Source organism: Acinetobacter dispersus (assembly GCF_009884975.1).
Lineage (GTDB): Bacteria > Pseudomonadota > Gammaproteobacteria > Pseudomonadales > Moraxellaceae > Acinetobacter > Acinetobacter dispersus.
On the sequence record NZ_CP041970.1, the window covers coordinates 328352 to 349503 of the forward strand.

At 39.5% G+C, this 21152-nt stretch carries 18 protein-coding genes and 1 pseudogene; 9 read left to right on the plus strand and 10 right to left on the minus strand.

Going from position 1 to position 21152, the window contains the following annotated elements; genetic code table 11:
* Positions 1-12: 12 nt before the first annotated feature.
* Positions 13-507: a DUF2059 domain-containing protein gene (locus FPL17_RS01335; RefSeq protein WP_159882683.1), complete on the minus strand. Its 495-nt coding sequence runs from the start codon at positions 505-507 to the stop codon at positions 13-15.
* Positions 508-674: 167 nt separating this feature from the next.
* Here FPL17_RS01335 and FPL17_RS01340 point away from each other — a divergent pair, with 167 nt between their 5' ends.
* The 4 genes from FPL17_RS01340 to FPL17_RS01355 all read left to right on the plus strand — a co-directional run bounded on the left by FPL17_RS01340 (position 675) and on the right by FPL17_RS01355 (position 5494).
* Complete coding sequence (locus tag FPL17_RS01340; RefSeq protein ID WP_159882685.1) at positions 675-2120, plus strand: capsule assembly Wzi family protein; 1446 nt, start codon at positions 675-677, stop codon at positions 2118-2120.
* 321 nt (positions 2121-2441) lie between these two features.
* Complete coding sequence (gene cysD / locus FPL17_RS01345; protein WP_004808480.1) at positions 2442-3350, plus strand: sulfate adenylyltransferase subunit CysD; 909 nt, start codon at positions 2442-2444, stop codon at positions 3348-3350.
* Positions 3351-3434: 84 nt separating this feature from the next.
* Entirely contained in the window at positions 3435-5048 is a 1614-nt protein-coding gene (gene cysN, locus FPL17_RS01350) for a sulfate adenylyltransferase subunit CysN (RefSeq protein ID WP_159882687.1), read from the plus strand.
* An 89-nt stretch (positions 5049-5137) separates the two neighbouring features.
* The gene (locus FPL17_RS01355) at positions 5138-5494 is read left to right on the plus strand and encodes a hypothetical protein (RefSeq protein WP_159882689.1); all 357 of its coding nucleotides are present in this window, start codon (positions 5138-5140) and stop codon (positions 5492-5494) included.
* Between the two features lie 47 nt (positions 5495-5541).
* On the opposite strand, the gene FPL17_RS01360 is transcribed toward FPL17_RS01355, so the two are convergent.
* Positions 5542-6093, minus strand: a complete 552-nt coding sequence (locus tag FPL17_RS01360) for a DUF2239 family protein (protein WP_159882691.1) — start codon at positions 6091-6093, stop codon at positions 5542-5544.
* Between the two features lie 217 nt (positions 6094-6310).
* Here FPL17_RS01360 and FPL17_RS01365 point away from each other — a divergent pair, with 217 nt between their 5' ends.
* Both FPL17_RS01365 and FPL17_RS01370 read left to right on the plus strand, forming a co-directional pair.
* On the plus strand, positions 6311-6826 hold the full coding sequence (locus FPL17_RS01365; protein ID WP_005183744.1) for a hypothetical protein: 516 nt from the start codon (positions 6311-6313) through the stop codon (positions 6824-6826).
* Between the two features lie 67 nt (positions 6827-6893).
* The gene (locus tag FPL17_RS01370) at positions 6894-7157 is read left to right on the plus strand and encodes a ribosomal protein L7/L12 (RefSeq protein ID WP_005202477.1); all 264 of its coding nucleotides are present in this window, start codon (positions 6894-6896) and stop codon (positions 7155-7157) included.
* Between the two features lie 37 nt (positions 7158-7194).
* On the opposite strand, the gene paeA is transcribed toward FPL17_RS01370, so the two are convergent.
* Both paeA and FPL17_RS01380 read right to left on the minus strand, forming a co-directional pair.
* Complete coding sequence (gene paeA / locus FPL17_RS01375; RefSeq protein ID WP_005183736.1) at positions 7195-8523, minus strand: polyamine export protein PaeA; 1329 nt, start codon at positions 8521-8523, stop codon at positions 7195-7197.
* A 201-nt stretch (positions 8524-8724) separates the two neighbouring features.
* On the minus strand, positions 8725-9726 hold the full coding sequence (locus FPL17_RS01380) for a LysR family transcriptional regulator (protein ID WP_004808464.1): 1002 nt from the start codon (positions 9724-9726) through the stop codon (positions 8725-8727).
* Positions 9727-10255: 529 nt separating this feature from the next.
* On the opposite strand from FPL17_RS01380, the gene FPL17_RS01385 reads away from it, so the two are divergent.
* Positions 10256-11860, plus strand: coding sequence for an isocitrate lyase (locus FPL17_RS01385; RefSeq protein WP_004808463.1), 1605 nt, complete (start codon positions 10256-10258; stop codon positions 11858-11860).
* Between the two features lie 307 nt (positions 11861-12167).
* Here FPL17_RS01385 and FPL17_RS01390 read toward each other — a convergent pair whose 3' ends face one another.
* The 3 genes from FPL17_RS01390 to FPL17_RS01400 form a co-directional block, all read right to left on the minus strand.
* The gene (locus tag FPL17_RS01390; RefSeq protein ID WP_004652711.1) at positions 12168-12794 is read right to left on the minus strand and encodes a superoxide dismutase; all 627 of its coding nucleotides are present in this window, start codon (positions 12792-12794) and stop codon (positions 12168-12170) included.
* Positions 12795-13024: 230 nt separating this feature from the next.
* A complete protein-coding gene (locus FPL17_RS01395; protein WP_159882693.1) occupies positions 13025-13645 on the minus strand; it encodes a superoxide dismutase in 621 nt (206 codons plus the stop codon).
* A gap of 348 nt (positions 13646-13993) precedes the next feature.
* Positions 13994-14752: a Nif3-like dinuclear metal center hexameric protein gene (locus FPL17_RS01400; protein ID WP_159882702.1), complete on the minus strand. Its 759-nt coding sequence runs from the start codon at positions 14750-14752 to the stop codon at positions 13994-13996.
* 188 nt (positions 14753-14940) lie between these two features.
* On the opposite strand from FPL17_RS01400, the gene FPL17_RS01405 reads away from it, so the two are divergent.
* Positions 14941-16128 (plus strand): trypsin-like peptidase domain-containing protein, encoded by a 1188-nt coding sequence (locus FPL17_RS01405; RefSeq protein ID WP_005183715.1) that lies wholly within the window; start codon positions 14941-14943, stop codon positions 16126-16128.
* 323 nt (positions 16129-16451) lie between these two features.
* On the opposite strand, the gene FPL17_RS01410 is transcribed toward FPL17_RS01405, so the two are convergent.
* A complete protein-coding gene (locus tag FPL17_RS01410; RefSeq protein WP_159882704.1) occupies positions 16452-17672 on the minus strand; it encodes an MFS transporter in 1221 nt (406 codons plus the stop codon).
* Positions 17673-17847: 175 nt separating this feature from the next.
* On the opposite strand from FPL17_RS01410, the gene FPL17_RS01415 reads away from it, so the two are divergent.
* A complete protein-coding gene (locus FPL17_RS01415) occupies positions 17848-18441 on the plus strand; it encodes a TetR/AcrR family transcriptional regulator (RefSeq protein ID WP_159882706.1) in 594 nt (197 codons plus the stop codon).
* Between the two features lie 92 nt (positions 18442-18533).
* Here the strand turns inward: FPL17_RS01415 and FPL17_RS01420 are convergent, their stop codons facing one another.
* Both FPL17_RS01420 and FPL17_RS01425 read right to left on the minus strand, forming a co-directional pair.
* The gene (locus FPL17_RS01420; protein WP_159882708.1) at positions 18534-19670 is read right to left on the minus strand and encodes a porin; all 1137 of its coding nucleotides are present in this window, start codon (positions 19668-19670) and stop codon (positions 18534-18536) included.
* Between the two features lie 83 nt (positions 19671-19753).
* A pseudogene (locus FPL17_RS01425) lies at positions 19754-21099 on the minus strand (MFS transporter).
* Between the last annotated feature and the right edge of the window lie 53 nt (positions 21100-21152).

A 21152-nucleotide genomic window follows, 5' to 3' on the forward strand; every position in this document is an offset into this window, starting at 1 on the left:
TATGTTGACTGATTATTCTGCTTGCATATCTTTTGCCAGTTTATCAGCAGCTTGCATAATTTTAGGTGTAATGGCATCCATTTGTTTGTAGCCCACTTGCATACTTTTTTGCATGACAATTGGCATTTTATCAATCGTCGATTGCCCTACAGGCGTTTTATAAAATTTAATCATACCGTCGATTTCTTCTTGGCTAAACTCTTCAGCATAGATTTTAATCATTTCAGGTTCTAATTTTGCCCATGTTAATTCTTCTTGCATAATTTTTCCGAGTTCCTGAGTGTAGTTAACAACAGCAAGCTCCTGTTTGGTTGTTAATTTTCTTCCTTGAGTGATCTTTTCTATACTTGAATGCATCATAGTATTTATTTGCTGACTCATTTGACCAAGGAATTGTTCTGACTTAGTGATCTTTAATAACTCTTTGACAGATTCTTTTGATGCAGGTTGGGCAAAAGCAGGGATGGAAATTGCCATCATAATAAATATCGCAATAATTTTTTTCATTATTTGATTTCAGTCGCGTTGTAGGTAAATTAAATGTTACTGACTGGCATCAATTATTGTCAATTTATCTTGCATGTTAAAAAATGTAATTGTTTCGTTTGACGATTGAAAACTACTCATAAACCAACGATCATGTGACCATAAATAAATTTGAGAACAGTTTGGATATGTTTTTAAAAAAATCGCTTTATATCGCATTATTCGCTTCTCTTTCTTTCCCAGTACTTGCACAAGGTATTGTGCTGAATGATGAAAATTTAAGAACTGATCTGAATTGGCTCAATCAACAAGGCGTGATTCAAATCAGTACTTCAACTTGGCCAATGAGCGGTGATGAAATTCAACGTGCATTGTCTCAAGCAAAGATTAGTAATAATACACAGCAAAAAGTTGTGAATTCTGTCGTGAACGCATTACAGGCAGACAATGCAACTGTGAAAGTGGGCTTACATGCTGGAACAGATCTTAAGACTGTTCCGCAAGCATTCGGTGACAATCAAAAATCTCAATATCAGGCTGCTGTCGAGTTCAATGCGGGTGGTAAAAATTGGGATGCAAAACTTCGTGTAAATGGCGAAAAAGATCCATTGATTGATAATGGGCATGATGCAAATGTTGAAGGTTCATACATTGCAGGCAAGCTTTGGAATCAGTGGGTGATCGCAGGTCAGATTCCGACCTATTGGGGGCCTGGGCATGATGGAAGCTTGATCCGTGGAGATGCTAGTCGTCCAGTTTATGGTGTGACTGCACAACGTGCAGTGCAAAATGCATTTGAAACAAAATGGCTATCTTGGATCGGTCCTTGGCAATACCAAGCCTTTGCTGGACAATTAGATGATTACAAAGCTGTTCCAGACACTAAATTAATTGGTCTGCGCTTAACTGCTCGTCCATTCTCAGCTTTAGAGATTGGTGCTTCACGTGCGATTCAGTGGGGCGGTGAAGGACGACCAGAAAGTTTAAGTTCGCTTTGGGATGCTTTCACAGGAACGAAAGATAATGGAGGCACAGGAAAAGCTGATCCATCTAACCAGATTGCAGGATTTGATGGTCGACTGTTCTTACAACCATTATTTAATGTACCTGTGAGCTTATATACGCAATTTGTAGGTGAAGATGAAGCGGGTGGTCTACCTGCTAAATATATGTATCTTGGTGGTGCTGATTTTTCATCGAGCTATAAAAATATGCCATATCAGCTTTATGCTGAATGGGCAGATACCCGTACCAATGGCGAAGTAAGAAAAATCTCTTATACCCATACGACCTATAAAGACGGTTATTATCAGCATGGTTTCCCATTGGGACACGCGATTGGTGGTGATGGTCAAATGTATTCGGTAGGTGGTGATATTCGTTTTGATGTGATGAATCGTTTAAATGGACGTGTGATTTATGCCAAAGTGAATCAATCCAATTTGGCAATTAATGCAGCATTTCCAAAAGAAGATACCGTAAAAGGTCTTGATTTAACTTGGACACATTATCTGAAACCAACAATTCCATTAAAAGTGAATGGTTGGGTCAGTGATTCTGATTTGAACGGCAATGATGGTGGTATTTCAGTCGGTGTGGAAATTCCTTTGGAAACAAAAATGTTCCGTTTCTAATTCAAATATATACAGATAAAGAAGCTCTTCGGAGCTTCTTTTGTTTTTGATTCACGTGAAATAGATTGTTTTGATATCTCTGAATCTTATTTTCATATCATAATTTTGCATATTGATATGAAAAAACAAGCTAAAGAATTGAATCTAAATTATTATAATGAATAACCTTTACTCAGTAGCAAATTCTACTGCAAGTAAGAATATCGATATCATGAAAAATTGGAGTTGTTATGGCACTCGTTCCTCCACACAGTCTTCAAAGTGGTGGTTTAATACCGCTTATAGATTTTATGGATAGCATGGATAAGGAGGAAATTGTACATGACTGAAAATAGATTAACTCACCTCAAGCAACTTGAGGCAGAAAGTATTCATATTATTCGTGAAGTTGCAGCTGAATTTGAAAACCCTGTGATGCTTTACTCGATTGGTAAAGACTCAGCGGTAATGTTGCATTTGGCACTCAAAGCATTCTATCCAGCGAAACTCCCATTCCCGCTACTGCATGTAGATACTGGTTGGAAGTTTAAAGACATGATTGCTTTCCGTGACAACATGGCAAAAACGCATGGCTTCGATCTGATCGTGCATCAAAATGTAGAAGGTCGTGAGGCAGGGATTAACCCGTTCGATCATGGCAGTTCAAAATATACGGATATCATGAAAACCCAAGGTTTAAAACAAGCCTTGGATAAGTATCAGTTTGATGCTGCTTTTGGTGGTGCACGCCGTGACGAAGAAAAATCTCGTGCCAAAGAGCGTGTGTATTCATTCCGTGATAATAAACATCGTTGGGATCCAAAAAACCAACGTCCAGAGCTTTGGAACCTTTACAACGGTAAAGTGAACAAAGGCGAAAGTATTCGTGTATTCCCATTGTCTAACTGGACTGAGTTAGATATCTGGCAATATATCTATCTCGAAAATATTCAACTCGTTCCTCTCTATTTCTCTGCAGTTCGACCTGTGGTTGAACGTAGTGGTACGTTGATCATGGTCGATGATGAACGTATGCGTTTAAAAGAAGGTGAAGTTCCACAAATGAAATCGGTACGTTTCCGTACACTTGGTTGTTACCCATTGACTGGTGCAGTTGAGTCTGAAGCAGATACCTTGCCTGAAATTATCCAAGAAATGCTTTTAGCAACCAGCTCAGAGCGTCAAGGTCGTATGATTGACCATGATGAGGCTGGCTCGATGGAAAAGAAAAAGCAAGAAGGTTATTTCTAATTTCCTTAAGCAAGTCCCTCTTTTTTAAAGAGGGATTTTGGGAGATTAAAACCGATTTCTAAAGAATATGTGGAGTTTTGAGCAATGTCTCATCAATCAGATCTTATTAGCCAAGACATCTTGGGATATTTAAAACAGCATGAGCAAAAAGATTTATTACGCTTTTTGACCTGCGGTAATGTCGATGATGGTAAAAGTACCTTAATCGGTCGTTTACTTTACGATTCAAAATTGATTTATGAAGATCAATTGCAAGCAGTAACGCGTGACAGTAAGAAAGTGGGTACTACAGGGGATGCACCTGATCTTGCTTTGCTGGTCGATGGCTTACAGGCTGAACGTGAGCAGGGTATTACCATTGATGTGGCTTATCGCTACTTCTCTACTGAAAAGCGTAAGTTCATCATTGCCGATACCCCTGGACATGAACAATACACGCGTAACATGGCGACTGGTGCATCTACTGCCGATCTTGCGATTATCTTGATCGATGCACGTTATGGTGTACAAACACAGACTCGTCGTCATTCATTTATCGCAAGCTTATTGGGTATTAAAAATATCGTTGTTGCGATTAACAAGATGGACTTGGTTGAGTTCTCTGAAGCACGTTTCAATGAAATCCAAGTTGAATATGATGCCTTCGTGAGTCAACTTGGTGATCGTCGCCCTGAAAATATTGTGTTCGTACCTATCTCGGCATTGAATGGCGACAACGTTGTTAATCCATCTGCAAGTACACCATGGTACAAGGGTCAAACCTTGATGAGCCTTCTTGAGTCAGTGGAAATTAAACGTGAATCAAATAAACGTGAATTCCGTTTCCCTGTTCAATATGTGAATCGTCCAAACCTCGATTTCCGTGGTTTCGCTGGTACGATTGCGCTTGGTCAAGTGAATGTTGGTGATGAAATTATTGCCTTGCCATCTGGTAAAAAATCAACAGTTAAAGAAATCGTAACTTTTGATGGCAACCTAGAACAGGCCGTTGCTGGTCAAGCAGTCACTTTAACTTTAAACGATGAAATTGATATTTCTCGTGGTAACGTTTTGGTCCGTGCAGGTGAGCAACCATTGATTTCACGTAGTGTGCGTGCATCAGTGGTCTGGATGAATGAGCATCCGCTGGTAAAAGGTAAACTTTACAACGTTAAAATTGGTACTCAAACTGTTCCAGCGAAAGTCACTGCAATTAACTTCCGTGTCAATGTGAATACGTTGGAACATACGCAAGTTGAAGAACTTGAGTTGAATGCGATTGCGGATGTTGTGGTTGAGTTTGATGCGCCAGTGGTCTTTGATCAATACCAAGACAGTCGTTACACCGGTTCATTTATCTTTATTGACCGTCTAAGCAACGTGACTGTTGGTGCTGGTATGGTTGAAGCGGCGGTTGAATGGACAGCGCATAGCAATCCTGTGACTGCGGAAGACCGTGCTGCTCGTTTAGGTCAGAAGCCTGCGGTGATTGGTGTTTCTGCATCGTTGATCGAGAAAGCTCAAGCTTTAGAAAGCTTGTTGATCCAGCAGGGTGTAGTTGCGATTGCGAAAGCCAATTTAACGGCTGAGCAAATTGCACTGTTACGTGAAACAGGTGTGGTGATTATTACCACAACTGTTGAAGGTGCTGATACAGAAATTACGGCTGACACGGTTGAAGAAGCGGCTGAGAAAGTTGTGGAGTTGGTTCGTCTTTAATAGGCAGAACTGATTTGAAAAAACCCGCGTAAGCGGGTTTTTTTGTATTGTGTATACTCTATATTTTTATATAACTACATTTCTAATAGATGAAACTTGAAACCTTGAATAAAAATGCTGAATTCTATATCGCTTCACTAGCTCTAGGAGTTTTAGAGGGAATGAAACAGGGTGTTCTTTCTCCTGAAGCTGGAATATGGTCTTTAGCAAGGTCGAGCTTTTCTAATGAATTCTTAAAATCCACAATAATTTCTGACGATCTGAAATATGTAATCGCATGTTTTGATGAGATTGATGCTTTATCTGACTTTGATGGTGGAGAGGTAAAGCAACAGAAAATGATTGATGAATTGAAAGAGAGATGTCTAAATTGTTTGCAGAGAGTTGATTATAAAAATATTGATATGAAAATGACATCTTCAATAAGTGATGAAGATGATTTATAGGTTAAGTCTGATTGTTCCACTTATCAAAAGGCAGAACAATCAAAAAATTAAAAAATATTTTGGGTTTTTTGAATTAAATATTCTTTTAGATCTTTAGGATAATCCTGAATCATTTTCAAAAAGACTTCCCGATCACCTTGATATAAAGCACGGGTTGCCTCTTCATAATTTGGCATATTGCCCAACATGGCAGACATAAAGTGGTCGGTAGATTGTTTGGCGAGCATGATATTGCTTTCAGAAGTTGGATCATTCAGCTCTTTATCAATCAACTTCCGAATCACAGCAGATGCACTGGAACTCTGCTGATCTAACCAATCCCAATGTTTTTTCTGTAAGGTAATTTCACGGGAGATGACGCCGAGTTTCGGTCGTCCAACTTTCTTTGTTGGCTCAGGCTCGCTATAACGTTGATGAATTTCTTGTTCAGAACCAGAAAGATTAAGATCAACCTGTCGGCCAGTTTGATCATTGAAAATTAAAATATTCTCAATTGTTTTAGGCCTAAGTTTAATCTTAATTGCAAGCTCAGCAGGTTGCCCAGTTGCGATCAATGTACTCCCTGAAAAGGCAGTATAGGTTGTTGTTTGAATATTCATTTTCTTTGGTTTATTTTATACGGGTAAAATAATATTATCAGGGTAAAAGTAATTATGCAAATAAATATAGCTTCAAAAGATCTGATTCAGTTGGAGAGCCAGCTCTGAAACCTGACATAAAAAATGGTGCAGATAGTATGCCAATTTTCAATTTTATTCTGCTTTGATATCGCTTTTATGAGACAATGTTTTTTTATTTTTGTGTATTAGGACTCCCATGATTGAGCAATCTCCTGAATCTTTAAGCGATATCGAAATTTTAGACATTTTACAGTCTATGAAAAAAGATAAGCTGGATACGGAAGCAAATGAGATTATCCGTAATGGGGGGAAAGCTGGGCGTCAAGAAGCACATAAACAAGCTTTGGTAGTATTGAATACAAACTTTGAAGAAAAGTTTGTAGAAGCGGTTACGCTGGCATTAGGTTTGAATGCAGGTCAGGCGAAAAAAATTCGCTATAAAAAAGATCGTATCCGTATTTTAAAAGTGCGTGGTATTGATTATTTAGCGATTGATGGTGCAGAAACCGCTCAGGTTTTAGCTCAGGTTGCTCAAGCGATTAGCCGTGAAGATGCAATTGTGACAGAAGGTCTACACAATATTTTTCCATTTTGGAAAGAAGGTTGGCCAATGGTTCAGTTTGATAATGCCTATAAGATCTTGGCAGAAGACATTGCTATTCACTATCAAGCGACCTTGGATGAACTCATCTCCATGTATGGTGGGAATTAAGCAATTATAAATATCCTGTTCTGATCAATGCGGTTGCCAATAGAAAATAACAAGGATTGTTACTTTTATGAATTTACCACCGACGATTCCTGCAGAAGCTTTAGCTATGCTTCGTGCAGGGCAGCTGATTGATGCAATCAAGATCACGCGAGAAAAAACAGGTTTAGGTCTTAAGGAATCTAAAGATTTAATTGATCAGTATTTGCAGGATCATCCACAAGAACAGGCGCAGATTCAAGAGCAATTGGCACAACGGAGTCGTGGTGGAATTAAAGTCTTTATTTTAATTTTACTGATATTGGCTGCCGTGATCTGGTTTGTTATGAAATAAAAAAAGCCCATATATGGGCTTTTTTTAGCTTTCAAGATTAATCATCCTGGGGTGCAGGAGATTCACCTTCGAGATTTGGTAAAACTTGGGTCACCAGCAATTGGTCAATTTTATAGTGGTCAATATCGACAACTTCAAATTTGAAACCAGCATATTCAACAGCATCGGCAGGACGTGGGATCTTGCGTAAACGATACATGATAAAGCCTGCAATCGTTTCGTAATTTTCATTTTCTGGGAATTCTTCGATGGTTAACGCGTGTTTTACATCTTCAATTGGTGTACTGCCATCAATGAGCCAAGAATGATTATCACGTTTGATAATCTGCTTTTCCTCATCCATCGGTGTAACCCAGTCGCCCATAACCGTGATCATAATATCGCTGAGCGTGATAACACCAACAACCAAAGCATACTCGTTGATCACAACAGCAAACTTTTCTTTGGTCGAGCGGAAACGATCCAGCAATTCAGACAAGGTTAAGGAGTCTGGAATAATCAGGACATTACGGATGGTTGATTCATTGAGTTGAGTAAAGGATTGATTGTTTAAGATACGTACCAGAATATCTTTGGCATCGACATAACCAATGACCTGATCAATATGTTCACTGCACACTAAGAATTTTGAATAAGGATGTTCGGCCAGTTTTTGACGAATACTCTGTTCAGGTTCATTCAAGGTGAAATAAACAATATTTTCTCGTGCCGTCATGCTGGATGGGACAGTTCGTTCTTCAAGCTCAAATACATTTTCAATGAAATGATGTTCTTGTTTTTGTAAGACACCCGCTTGTGCACCAGCATTTACGATGGCAGAAATATCATCAAAAGTCATACTATCATCGCGTTTAGTATCAATTTTAAAGATTCTAAAAATTGAATTTGCAATGATATTAATAAACCAAGCCAATGGCCTGCAGATTTTGATAAAGATCGTAATTGGATTGATGACTTTAATGGCTAGTTTTTCTGGGAAAATCATGGCCAAACGTTTTGGCATCAAATCAGCAAATAAGATAAATAGGGAAGTAACCGTTAAAAAAGATAAGCTGAATCCGATGGTATCTGCCCAAGGCCCCGGGTAAAGCTCAGTCGCCAAATTGTGGAAGTAAGGACGCAATGAGGATTCACCGACAATACCCCCCAAGATCGCAACAGCATTCACACCGACTTGCGTAGATGCAAAAAAGTCTGCAGAGTTTTCTTGTAACTCAATGACTTTATTTGCTCTTTCCTCACCGCTTTCAGCAATGAGTTTGAGTTTGAGTTTTCGTGATCCAGCAATCGCGATTTCAGATAAGGATAAAAAGAATGAACATGCGACTAGAAGAACTAGAATCATCATGCTTTGTAAAATATCCATACATCACCTATGTTGATAGGACACAGCCTATAAAGTCGCTTATGCAAATAATTGTTTGTAACGCATTATTTCACTCGCTTATTCTTTAAGAGAATATAATCTATCAATAAGTAAAAGAAATAAATTTTTATTGATATTATTATTAAAACAATCAGCCACACAGAAAATATGGCTGAAAATTCATCTTGTTAATGTGTCTGTTTAGAAAAAGCTATGTGGTAATTGTGAATTGCCATTATTCAACAAATACTCACGATTTTCTTCTTCAATCATTTGACGTGCAACAAATAGGATCAATTGTCTGAGCCAACGATGTGCAGGATGATGATGCAACAACGGACACCAAGCCATTTTAAGTTCAAATTCTGGAATATAGAACGGAGGATCCTTTATAACCAGTCTAGGATTCTGTGTTTGTAAGCGTGCCATACGTGTTGGTAGCGTCGCGATTAAATCTACATTTTGCGCTAACAGTGCTGGCATTTGATAATGACGGGTAAATACAGAGATCTTACGGCGTTGACCGATACGCTCTAACGCTTGATCAATCCAACCTAATCCAGCTTGTTTTTCTGGATTAACACCAAAGCCGACACCCATACCTGTTTTAGATACCCAAATATGCTGTGCATCTAAATAGCTTTTTAAATTGAGGTGAGTAACTGCAGGGTGCTTATCATTTAAAATACAGCTGAAACTGTCACGCCATACTAAGACCTGATGGAAGCTTTGCGGGATTTCGTTGAAGCGGTTAATGGCTAGATCAACTTTACCTTGTTCCATGTCACGGTAGGACACGTCACTTGGAGTTAAGAAATCCAAGACCACATTTGGTGCTTCTGAGCGTAAAGCTTTTACTAAACGTGGAACCAATGTTGCTTCGGCATAATCGGATGTCATAATCCGGAATACACGATTACTGGTATAAGGACGGAATTCAGTACGCGGTTCAAGGATCATTGAAAGATCAGCTAGTGCATCTCGAATACGCGGCTGTAATTCTAATGCACGTTCTGTTGGCGTCATGCCCTCAGAAGAACGAATGAGTAGGGGGTCGTTAAATAAATTACGTAAACGACGCAGAATATTACTCATCGCAGGCTGGGTGACACCCAATTGCTCTGCTGCGCGGGTGACATTTTTTTCACGAAGAAGTACGTCAAGATAAATTAATAAATTGAGATCGACGCGCTCCAGATTCATAAAAAAAATACCGAAAATAAAATCCTTGAATTGCCTTGAATTATGACATATCCAAAGGGATTTGTGTAACTTAATCCTACATAAAAGCAACAGCCTTAGTGCTTATGCTTCAACTTGGCACATTCTGTCGATTTATTTAATTTTGACGGCTTTTTATGCTGTGGTTTTGTATTCAAATTGAAGGAAAATACACAGAAAAATTGTCATTTTCTGCAACTTAAATAAGCAAGTTTCAGCTTTTTATGAACTGATGAGTCTAGAAAATAGGGCCGAAATTTGATGGTTGGTCCAAGTGGTGTATTTTATAAGATTAATAAAAACAAATATTTAAGTAGTATTTTTGTATTCTTGAAAAATGGTTATACATATATTTTTTTAGAAAATACTGAAGATTAAGCCAGAATATTGGATAAAACACTTGCCAAAGACTAAGCTGTGATACATGTTGATGAGGTGCTTTAAATCTAGACTAATTAAAATCAGGATTTATTAGCGATCATTCGATGCCAATCCGCAAAAGGAATATATCATGTCTACATATCAAACAGCGATTGATGCAATCCGCGAACTAAAAGCAAAATTCGGCGACACTTGGCGCGATATTAGCCCAGAAGATGCTGCGCGTATGCAAATGCAAAACCAATTCAAAACTGGTTTAGATATTGCTAAATATACAGCTGCGATTATGCGTCGTGATATGGCTGCTTATGATGCTGATTCTAGCAAATATACTCAATCATTAGGTTGCTGGCACGGTTTTATCGCGCAACAAAAAATGATTGCGAACAAAAAATACTTCGGTACAACTGAACGTCGCTATATCTACCTTTCTGGTTGGATGGTTGCTGCACTTCGTTCAGAATTTGGTCCACTTCCTGACCAATCTATGCATGAAAAAACTTCTGTACCTGCTTTGATCGAAGAAATCTACACTTTCTTACGTCAAGCTGATGCGAAAGAACTTAACGATTTATTCCGTGCGCTTAAAAAAGCAAACGAAGCTGGTGATACTGCTAAAGCTGCTGAAATCACTGCTCAAATCGACGGTTTCCAAACTCACGTTGTGCCAATTATTGCGGACATCGACGCTGGTTTCGGTAACGAAGAAGCGACTTACTTACTTGCACGTAAGATGATCGAAGCGGGTGCTTGTGCACTTCAAATCGAAAACCAAGTATCTGACGCGAAACAATGTGGTCACCAAGCTGGTAAAGTAACAGTTCCACACGAAGACTTCATCGCTAAAATCCATGCATTACGTTATGCATTCTTAGAAATGGGTCTTGATGACGGTATCATCGTTGCGCGTACTGACTCTGAAGGCGCTGACTTGACTCAAAAAATCCCTGTGGTTAAAGAGCCAGGCGACATCGCTTCTCAATACATCAGCTACTTAGACACAACTGAAATTGACATTGCAGATGCTCAAGAAGATGAAATCTTGATCAAACGTAATGGTAAATTACACCGTCCTAAGCGTTTAGCTTCTGGTTTATATCAGTTCCGTGCTGACACTCAAATTGACCGTGTTGTACTTGACTGTGTATCTAGCCTTCAAAATGGTGCAGACCTTCTTTGGATCGAAACTGCGACTCCAAACGTAGAAGAAATCGCTCACATGGTTAACCGTGTACGTGAAACTGTTCCAAATGCGAAGCTTGTTTATAACAACAGCCCATCGTTCAACTGGACTTTAAACTTCCGTCAACAAGCTTACGACCGTTGGGTTGCTGAAGGTAAAGACGTTTCTGCTTACGACCGTGCTAAATTAATGAGCGCTGAGTACGATGCTACAGAATTAGCTGCTGATGCAGACGCTAAGATCCGTACATTCCAAGCAGATGCTGCTCGTGAAGCGGGTGTATTCCATCACTTGATCACACTTCCGACTTACCACACTGCTGCTCTTTCTACTCATGAGCTTGCACAAGGTTACTTCGGTTCTGAAGGTATGTTGGCTTATGTTGCTGGCGTACAACGTAAAGAAATCCGTGGTGGTATTGCTTGTGTTAAACACCAAGCAATGGCGGGTTCTGACATCGGTGATGATCACAAAGAAATCTTCTCTGGTGACAACGCTCTTAAAGCGCACGATGATGCTAAAAACACAATGAACCAATTCGCTGCTCACTAAGCACTGAACTGATTCAAAAGAAAACCCTGCGAAAGCAGGGTTTTTTATTGCTTTAAAATAAATACTTAAGACTGAATCTTTGTTTCAAGAAACTAATTTTGGCCTTTCTGACTATTAGTGATCAGACGCGTTCTATTGAAAGAATTTATTCAATGAGGTCTATCTTTATTAATCTAAGGACGTTGTAAAAGAGACTTTATTTAAAAAGAGCAAGTGAATTGAATGGCTGAGTTGAATGATTCCATCAAAATACAAACATAAAAAAACTGCTCATAAAGAGCAGTTTTTTTATTTGGGAAATAATAAATTATTTCTCAACACCTGCTGGTTGACCTGCAAGTTTTGCATTTGCATAGTCCCAGTTTACTAAGCTTTCTAAGAAAGTTGCGATGTACTTAGGACGTAAGTTACGGAAGTCGATGTAGTAAGCGTGTTCCCATACATCGATTGTTAATACTGCAACTTGGCCATGTGCAAGTGGAGTGTCTGCATTGGCAGTTTTAGTAATCGATAATTTACCGTTTACTTCATCAGCAACTAACCAAGCCCAACCTGAACCGAATTGAGTTGTTGCAGCAGCAGTAAATTCCTCTGCAAACTTTTCATAGCTACCAAAAGCTTCTTCAATTTTCGCTGCAATCGCGCCTGTAGGTTTACCACCACCATTTGGCTTCATGCTGTTCCAGTAGAACGTGTGGTTCCATACTTGCGCAGCATTGTTAAAGATACCCGCTTTAGATGCATCACCAGCAGACGCTTTGATGATTTCTTCTAAAGTTTTGCCTTCAAGGTCAGTACCTTTGATTAAGTTGTTTAAGTTAACAACATAAGTATTGTGGTGTTTGTCGTGATGGTATTCTAAAGTTTCGCGAGTGATATGTGGCGCTAAATCATCATAGCCATATGGAAGTGCAGGTAAAGTAATGGTTGTCATGTTTCATTCCTTGCAAATTTGCTGGGTTTTACATTAAGTGCCTTTATTGTAAATGATTCTATAGACAATAGGGCAGTCTTTTAATACACAAAATATGCAAAAAATTTCGTTATGAGACATATACGATACAACAATGATTAGAGTTTTTAGCTCGTTTAGTGAACGCTCTAAAACACTCTAACCCGTTTTTTATGGAGATACTGAATCAGGCCGAGCTGATTCGAAAATTATTATACTTTTGCTTGTAACGCTTGGTGATAACGGCGATTGACCTCATTCCAATCCACCACATTATAAAATGCAGCAATATATTCAGGACGGCGGTTTTGGTATTTTAAATAATACGCATGTTCCCATACGTCTAGACCTAAAATAGGTGTATTGCCGTGCATCAGTGGCGAGTCTTGGTTGCCACTACTTTCGACCACTAATTTGTGTTCAGGTGTCACACTCAGCCATGCCCAGCCACTACCAAAACGACTAATCGCTGCTTTGGTAAATGCATCTTTAAATGCATCGAAACCACCCAGTTGCTGCTGGATGGCTTCAGCAATAGCACCTGTTGGTTCACCACCTCCGTGTGGGCTCATGACTGTCCAAAACAGTGAATGATTGGCGTGTCCGCCACCATTATTGATTACCATATTTTTAAGCTCTGCAGGGACTTCATTCACTTTGGCGACCAGTTCCTCTACAGGAAGTTTTTCCCATTCTGTGCCTTCAATTGCGCCATTAATATTATTGATATAAGTCTGATGGTGTTTGCTATGATGAATTTCCATGGTTTTGGTATCAATGTTCGGTTCGAGTGCATCATATGCATAAGGAAGCGCAGGTAAAGAATAAGCCATGTATTTGATTCCTTTTGTAATCAATGTGGTTTTATTACGATGAATTGAAGCGCCTTCATTATTCATTTAAAAGCAAATGAGAATCAATATCTTTTAATTTGCTTTTATCTATGCGAAATGGAATAAAAAATAAATTTTATTTATCATTGGTCTGTTGGGTCTTGAATTGACTTGCCAATGAAAGAAAGGGGATGTGTTCTGAGTTAGGCTTTATAAGCCCCAAGATAAGGTAAAGACGTTGCAATGCTGGTGATGCTAGCGCAAATCTTAAGTTGAAAATGGATTCATTTAAAAATTATGATGAGAAGGAGAGAAAATAATTCCACTCCTTCAAATGGTTGACTCGAACTAGATCGGATTATGGAGTTCGAAATATTCAGTTTTGATTGAAAACTGTTTTTCAATGGCCTGTGCTAAACGCTGTACACCATAACGTTCAGTTGCATGGTGACCACATGCAAAATAATGTACCCCTAGTTCTTTCGCTTCATAAAAAGTACGTTCGCTAACTTCACCAGAAATATAAGCATCACAGTCTGCTTGAGCTGCTTTGGAAATAAAATCTTGAGCACCGCCTGTGCAGAAGCCTACTTTTTTAATTGCAGTTTTATCACTTGGTAGATGAATCACATTAAAGTCAAAAATGCTCTGTAACCTTTCCTTAAATTGTTCTGGACTTAGCGGATTGTCTAAATAGGCAATGTTGCCAATAGGATGCTTTTCACTTGGATCCAAAGCTTCCAAATCTTTTAAACCAATCAAATCGGCAATCGCGATGTTATTGCCCAAAGTTGGATGAGCATCCAAAGGCAAGTGATAGGCAATCAGGGAAATATTATTTTGGATGAGTTTCTTGATACGATTGCCGCGCATGCCTGTAATTGGGTAGGGTTCACCTTTCCAGAAATAGCCATGATGGACTAGTAATACATCGGCTTGTTGTGCAATCGCGGCATCAATTGCACCTTCAGACGCAGTGACAGCGCAGACAATTTTATTGACTTCAAGCTTGCCTTCAATTTGTAAGCCGTTTGGTGCATAGTCTTTAAATTCATTTGCTTTTAAAGTTTGGTTACACCATTGCACAATATCATGCAAATTTGCCATGCGATTCCTCAAATGATTTACATCTTTTCTCAGGATCAATAAGAACATATTTTTAAATGTAACTAAAGCTAGACAAAACTTTTTTAACTTTTGCATTGATTTTAAGCAATTTACTTTACAATGGTGGAAACTTCCACTTCTTCAATAAATTACGTTCATCACATAATTTCGCCTAGAGGATTATAGACGTGCGCCGTGCATTTACATGGTTACCTTGGGTATTACTCATTCTTGTTATATTTAGTTTTCTGGCTTGGCAGAAATCACATCAACCGAAGCCGACTGTGGCTGCTGATGGCGTAAAAATGCCAGCAGAAAAGGTTGAGCCACTGATTGATACATCACGTACCGGTGGGGTGGTTTCCTATAGCGCTGCGGTCAAAGTGGCTGCGCCTGCTGTGGTGAATATTTTTACCACCCAGAAAGTGAAACAGATGAATCATCCATTACTGAATGATCCTGTATTTCGTGAGTTCTTTGGCAACCAAATGCCACAGCAACCTCAAAATGAAAACAGTCTGGGGTCGGGTGTAATTGTGCGTGCAGATGGTTATATCTTGACGAATAATCATGTGATTGCACAGGCTGAACATATTGTTGTGGCACTTCATGATGGCCGTCGTGCTGAAGCGACAGTGATTGGGACTGATCCAGATACCGATTTAGCTGTCATCAAAATTGAGTTAGACAAATTGCCAGTATTACCATTTAAGTTGAGTGGTAATGAAGTGGGTGATGTTGTGCTCGCAATTGGTAATCCATTTGGTGTCGGTCAAACCGTAACGCAAGGGATTATTTCTGCAACGGGTCGTTCTGACTTGGGGATTAATACCTACGAAGACTTTATTCAAACCGATGCGGCAATTAACCCAGGTAACTCTGGTGGTGCATTGATTGATGTTGCAGGGAATCTGATTGGGGTAAATACAGCAATCTTCTCTCAATCTGGTGGTTCGTTAGGGATTGGTTTTGCAATTCCTGCGAAGGTTTGTCAACAAGTACTGAACTCGATTTTGAAAGATGGCCGTGTGGTACGTGGTTGGTTAGGCATTAGTTTAATTCCAAATAACTTGGATGAAGATGTGCTTGCGGCAAAACCAGTTGGCGTTACAGTTGCAGATGTATTACGTGGCGGACCGTCTGATACTGCAGGAATTAAACGTGGTGACAAGATCATTCAAGTCAATAACGAGCAAATTTCTTCAGCATCACATTTAATTAATTATGTGGCATTGCAAGCACCAGAAAGTTTGATTGACGTAGTGATCGAACGTGAAGGAAAACAGCAAACGGTGCAAGTGAAAGTAGGTGAGCGTAAAGTGCAACAAAATGCGCAATCACAATATATTCCACTGCCTAAACGCCAACAACAGTAATGTCATTTTGATGATAAATAAAGGCTGCCGATGAGCAGCCTTTATTTATTTTTAGACAATAAAAAAGCGTGTTGATTCATTTGGTCAACACGCTTTTTGCATTTTATAGATTTTTTATTTTTCATTACAGCATCAAAATTTGATGATTTGATGACAGTTTTTTTATCTTAATATGACAAATAACAGTGATTGAAATATTTATTCAATGCGCACAAAAGGCTTGATTAAAGTATTCAAATAAATCTGGTGTTTGAAGCCAGATGGCAATTGAAAGACTGATCAGACAAAAAATAGAGATGACTAAGATCAGTTTAAAGTTTCGTTCAATACTCATCATGAATCACAGCCTCTTCATTGACGAAAAGATGGATAATTACACCAAAGACACTCAGAACTAAACAGGTAAGCCAAATCAAATTATAGTTACCTGTTAAATCATGATTTACACCACCTAGCCAGCCGCCAAAGAATGAGCCGATTTGGTGAGTAAAGAACACGATGCCACTGAGCATGGATAAATATTTAACTCCAAACATGTTGGCGACAATACCATTGGTGAGTGGAACTGTTGAAAGCCACAGTAATCCCATAATGATCCCAAAGCTATAAACGGTCAATGTACTCAGTGGTAGGAGTAGGAATGCAATAATTGCGATACCACGTAAACCATAGAGCAACATGAGCAGTTTTGGTTTTGAATATCGGTCACCTAACCAGCCTGCACCATAAGTTCCGACAATATTAAATAAGCCAACCAATGCTAAAAATATCGTGCCAGTTGTGGCATCAAAACCATGATCAATTAAATAACCAGGTAAGTGAACTCCTAAGAATACGACTTGGAAACCACACACTAAAAAGCCAAGTGATAACCACCAAAAAGGTTTGTGATTTTTAGCGATATTTAAGACTTGTTTAAAGCTTAAACTTGTTTGGTTTAGCGTTTTTGGCGCGGTAGCAGGAGGTGCTTTTAATAACCAAGCCAATGGCACAATGAAAGCAATTGCAAAGGCACTCACGAGTAATGCAGATGACCAGCCTATGTTTTTGAGTAAAAGCAAAGTCGATGGCAGCATGATAAATTGTCCAAATGAACCTGCTGCACTGGCAATCCCCATTGCCATACTGCGTTTCTCTGGTGGCGCAGCGCGACCAACAGCGGAGAGAAGAACAGTGAATGAGGTTGCTGACAAGGCCAGTCCAATAACCAGACCTAAGCTCAGGTTAAGTAGGAGTCCCGTAGAGCTAAATGCCATAAGAACTAAGCCGATGGCATATAGCAAGCCGCCAGCCATAACTACTTTTTTAGTACCGTATTTATCTGCGATTGCGCCAGTAAATGGCTGTGCTGCTCCCCAAATCAGATTTTGCATGGCAATAGCAAAACTGAAAATATGATGACCCCAGCCAAAACTATCGCTCATTGGAACAAGGTATAGACCAAAACCATGACGTACGCCTAATGAAAGTGCAAGAATAAGCGCACTTCCAATTAGCATCATAATCAAAGTTTTAGAGAAATTTGGATCTTGGTTGTTGTTCATACACTGTCCGTATTTATCATTTGCTATAGGGGGCTTTCAGATGATGATTGAACGATATTAAAATAGATTACAACTATAATCTATAATAACGTGTATTGGGAATGCTAAAATACTTTCTATCTATAGATGATGAATTGCTGATTCTTTATTTTTATTGAGTTAAGAAGGTTTGCTTATGCCACGTGTGTCTAAAAAGTTAGCGATCGAAAACAGAAAGAATATTGAACATGCGACGTCACGATTGATACGGGAAAAGGGCTTTGCTGTAAGTGTTGCAGATTTAATGAAAGCTGCAGGCTTAACACACGGTGGATTTTACAAGCATTTTCAAAATAAGGATGAATTGATTGATATCGCTTGCAAAGATATTTTCCAGCAATCGGTGGGAAAGTGGGAAGCCATCATAGATGAATCTGATAATGAGAAAACAGCACTGCATGATATTTTTAATGGTTATTTATCTGAGCGAAATTTGGAAAATCCTGGGGCAAGTTGCCCTCTATCTTCCTTAAGTAGCGATGTTGCAAGAGAGTCTAGTGAAAAACCAGTAAAACAGTCATTTCATCAAGGTGTGGAATCATTGCTTTCGATTTTGAGTTCACTTGACTCATTGAACCCAAAAGATCAAGAACGGATATCTGAGAATGCGGTTATCCAGTTGAGTCTGTTATCAGGCGCGCTCACACTAGCTCGCTCAGTAGACCATGAATTAGCATTAAAAATACTAGATACTGTTAAGCAGCATTTATTTGAGCAATATAAAGTATAAGGCTGAAATAGGTAAGCAGTAATTATGAAATCAAAAAAACAGAAACAACGTCTAGTTACTCCTGTTTTTTTGTACCTTGGATAATTGAGTTGCTAAAATTTAAATTCTAGACCGAGTCCAACCACAGGTTGTTTATCCTTTTTATTTGCTTGCTCAAGGGTTAAATAGCCAGCATAGCCGTAGCTTTTCACTTGTTTATTGAAGGCATAGTCAGCACCAGCCATAATTTGCTTAGCTTTAAAGTCGGCAGCATTATTTTTAAAGCGTGTATCATTTTGGCTATATTGTGCTTTGAGTGCCCATTTTTTGGCATTGGGAAGCATATATTCAGCACCCACTAACCAGCCTTGAGCATCATCAATATTATTCGCCTTCGCTGCCCATTTGGTTGCTTCAGCAGGGTCTGCATAAGTAGTTTCTTCAACTTCCGAGCGCTGGTACAAGGTTTTAATCGCTAAACCTTCAATTGGATTTAAACGACCAATTGCACGAATTGTATTAGCTGCGGCAAAAGACTGGGTGTCAGCCGTATAGGCTTGTCCTGTTGCAACATTAAGAAAGCCGCGCCCAGCAAATGTGCTTGGAATAGCCTTGTCATAACCAAGACCTGCAACGAAAAGGGGATGTTCATACACTAGACTGGCAGACCACGCATCACCTAAGCCACGACCAGCGACTTTGGCACCACCACTGGATGTCTTGATGCCAGAGGATTCTCCACTTGCAAGCAGAGCATTAAGTTTTACTGAGCCATTCAATAGATTGATTGCAGGAGATTCATATACAACAACATTGTCGATGCGGTTTTCTCCTGTAAAGATGCCACCGATATCCGCTTTATTTGCTACATAGTTATTGAAAATATCGACTGTGCTTGAAAGCTGTTTGACGGGCGTATCATGTTTCCCCACTTTGATGGTACCGAGTTGACTGTCCTTTAAGCCAACGAAGCGATTACGCTGTGTCCAGTCATTACTATCGCCGTCAGCACTCAATCCCCATTCAATCGCATAAACTGAGCTTAGACGTTCAGTCAGTTTTTCATCGCCTTTGACACCAAGATATGAACTATTTGAGCTAATTTCCCACACATCTTTATTTGAGCTGTTGGCATTTTTTTCTGGTAAGTAATCGATGCTTGCATCAATTTCGCCATAAAGTGTAGGTGCTGCAAAAGTAGTAGTGGTTAAGCATCCAAGCATAGCGAAGCTAAGAAGATTCAATTTCATATTGAGACCCCTGAAAAATGGTGTTGATGTATTTAATTTGGAAATTGTGTGGGAGGGTTTATCCCACACAAAATGTGTTGTGATTAAGCGAGAGAGTTACGTTCTAATACAGCTTGCTCGAACAATTGTTGTTCTTTGGCTTTATGCTCGACAGAGAAGCGAATGAGGATGACACTGAATGCGGCTACGGTCACCAAAGCACCTAAAATCATCAGGCAGGTTTGTACGTCCAGTAAACCTTTGAGTAAGAAACCTGCAGCAACCGCACCGACATTACCGCCTGCACCGATGATACCTGCGACACCACCTAGAGCATTGCGATCAATAAAAGGTACAAGTGCGTAAGTTGCACCACAAGACATATGGGTAAAGAGAGCAAAAACGGTCATGCTGATAATTGCAAGTGCTACGGTATTCATCTGAGAAAAAAGTATGAGGAATAAGCCTTCACATAGGATCATGATAAACAATACTTTTGTTCGGCCATCTAAACCTTTTGATATTGCAACTTTATCTGAAAGATAACCTCCGAGCGCACGGGCAAATAGGGCAAGCAGACCGAAAATACCAGCAGTCAAACCTGCTTCTTTGAGCCCCATATTAAAGTGATCGACATAGTACATTGCAGCAATGTTATGGATGAAAATTTCAATACCAAAGCATGCAGCATAAGAGACAAATAGAATCCAAACACGGTAATTACGGGCTGCTTGCATCAGAATCGCAACACCACCTTTTTTACCAGCACCAACTTCGATGCCTTGCTCACGAAGTTCTTTAAAGTTTCCTTGAGGGCAGTCTTGGGTGAATTTCCAGTACAGCATACCTACGATCAGCATCATGATGCTGGTACGAGCAATGCGATTCTCCAACCCATTGCTTGTTCTACACCAAACATGACGATTGCACCTAAGATAAGAGGCATAATTGCTTGGGTTGCACCACCTCCTGCATTTCCCCAACCTGCCGAGGCTGCATTTGCTGTACCTACCACGTTTGGTGCAAACATCACGCTGGTATGGTATTGGGTAATCACAAAGCTCGCGCCAATTGCACCAATCAATAAGCGGAAGAATAAGAAGGATTCATAGGTATTTGCAGCAGCAACACCAAAAACAGGAATACTACCAAGCAGTAAAAGAGCAGTGTAGGTTTTGCGTGGGCCGTATTTATCACAGAGTGGGCCAACGATGAGGCGAATTAAAATGGTAATGGCAACGGCCGCAATGTTGATATTGGCAATTTGATCTTTGGTTAAATTGAATTCGCCTTTGATGACTGGCATAAGTGGTGCGCATGCAAACCATGCGAAGAAACACACGAAGAATGCTAGCCATGTCATATGGAAAGCACGCATAGCAGGTGTTGAAAAACTAAATAATTTTATTTCGGTGGCTTTTTTTGCATCAATATTCATTGGTGAAGACATAACTTTCTCCTGAACTGCACGTCATTTATTTTGCTTAGTCATTACGCTGCTTA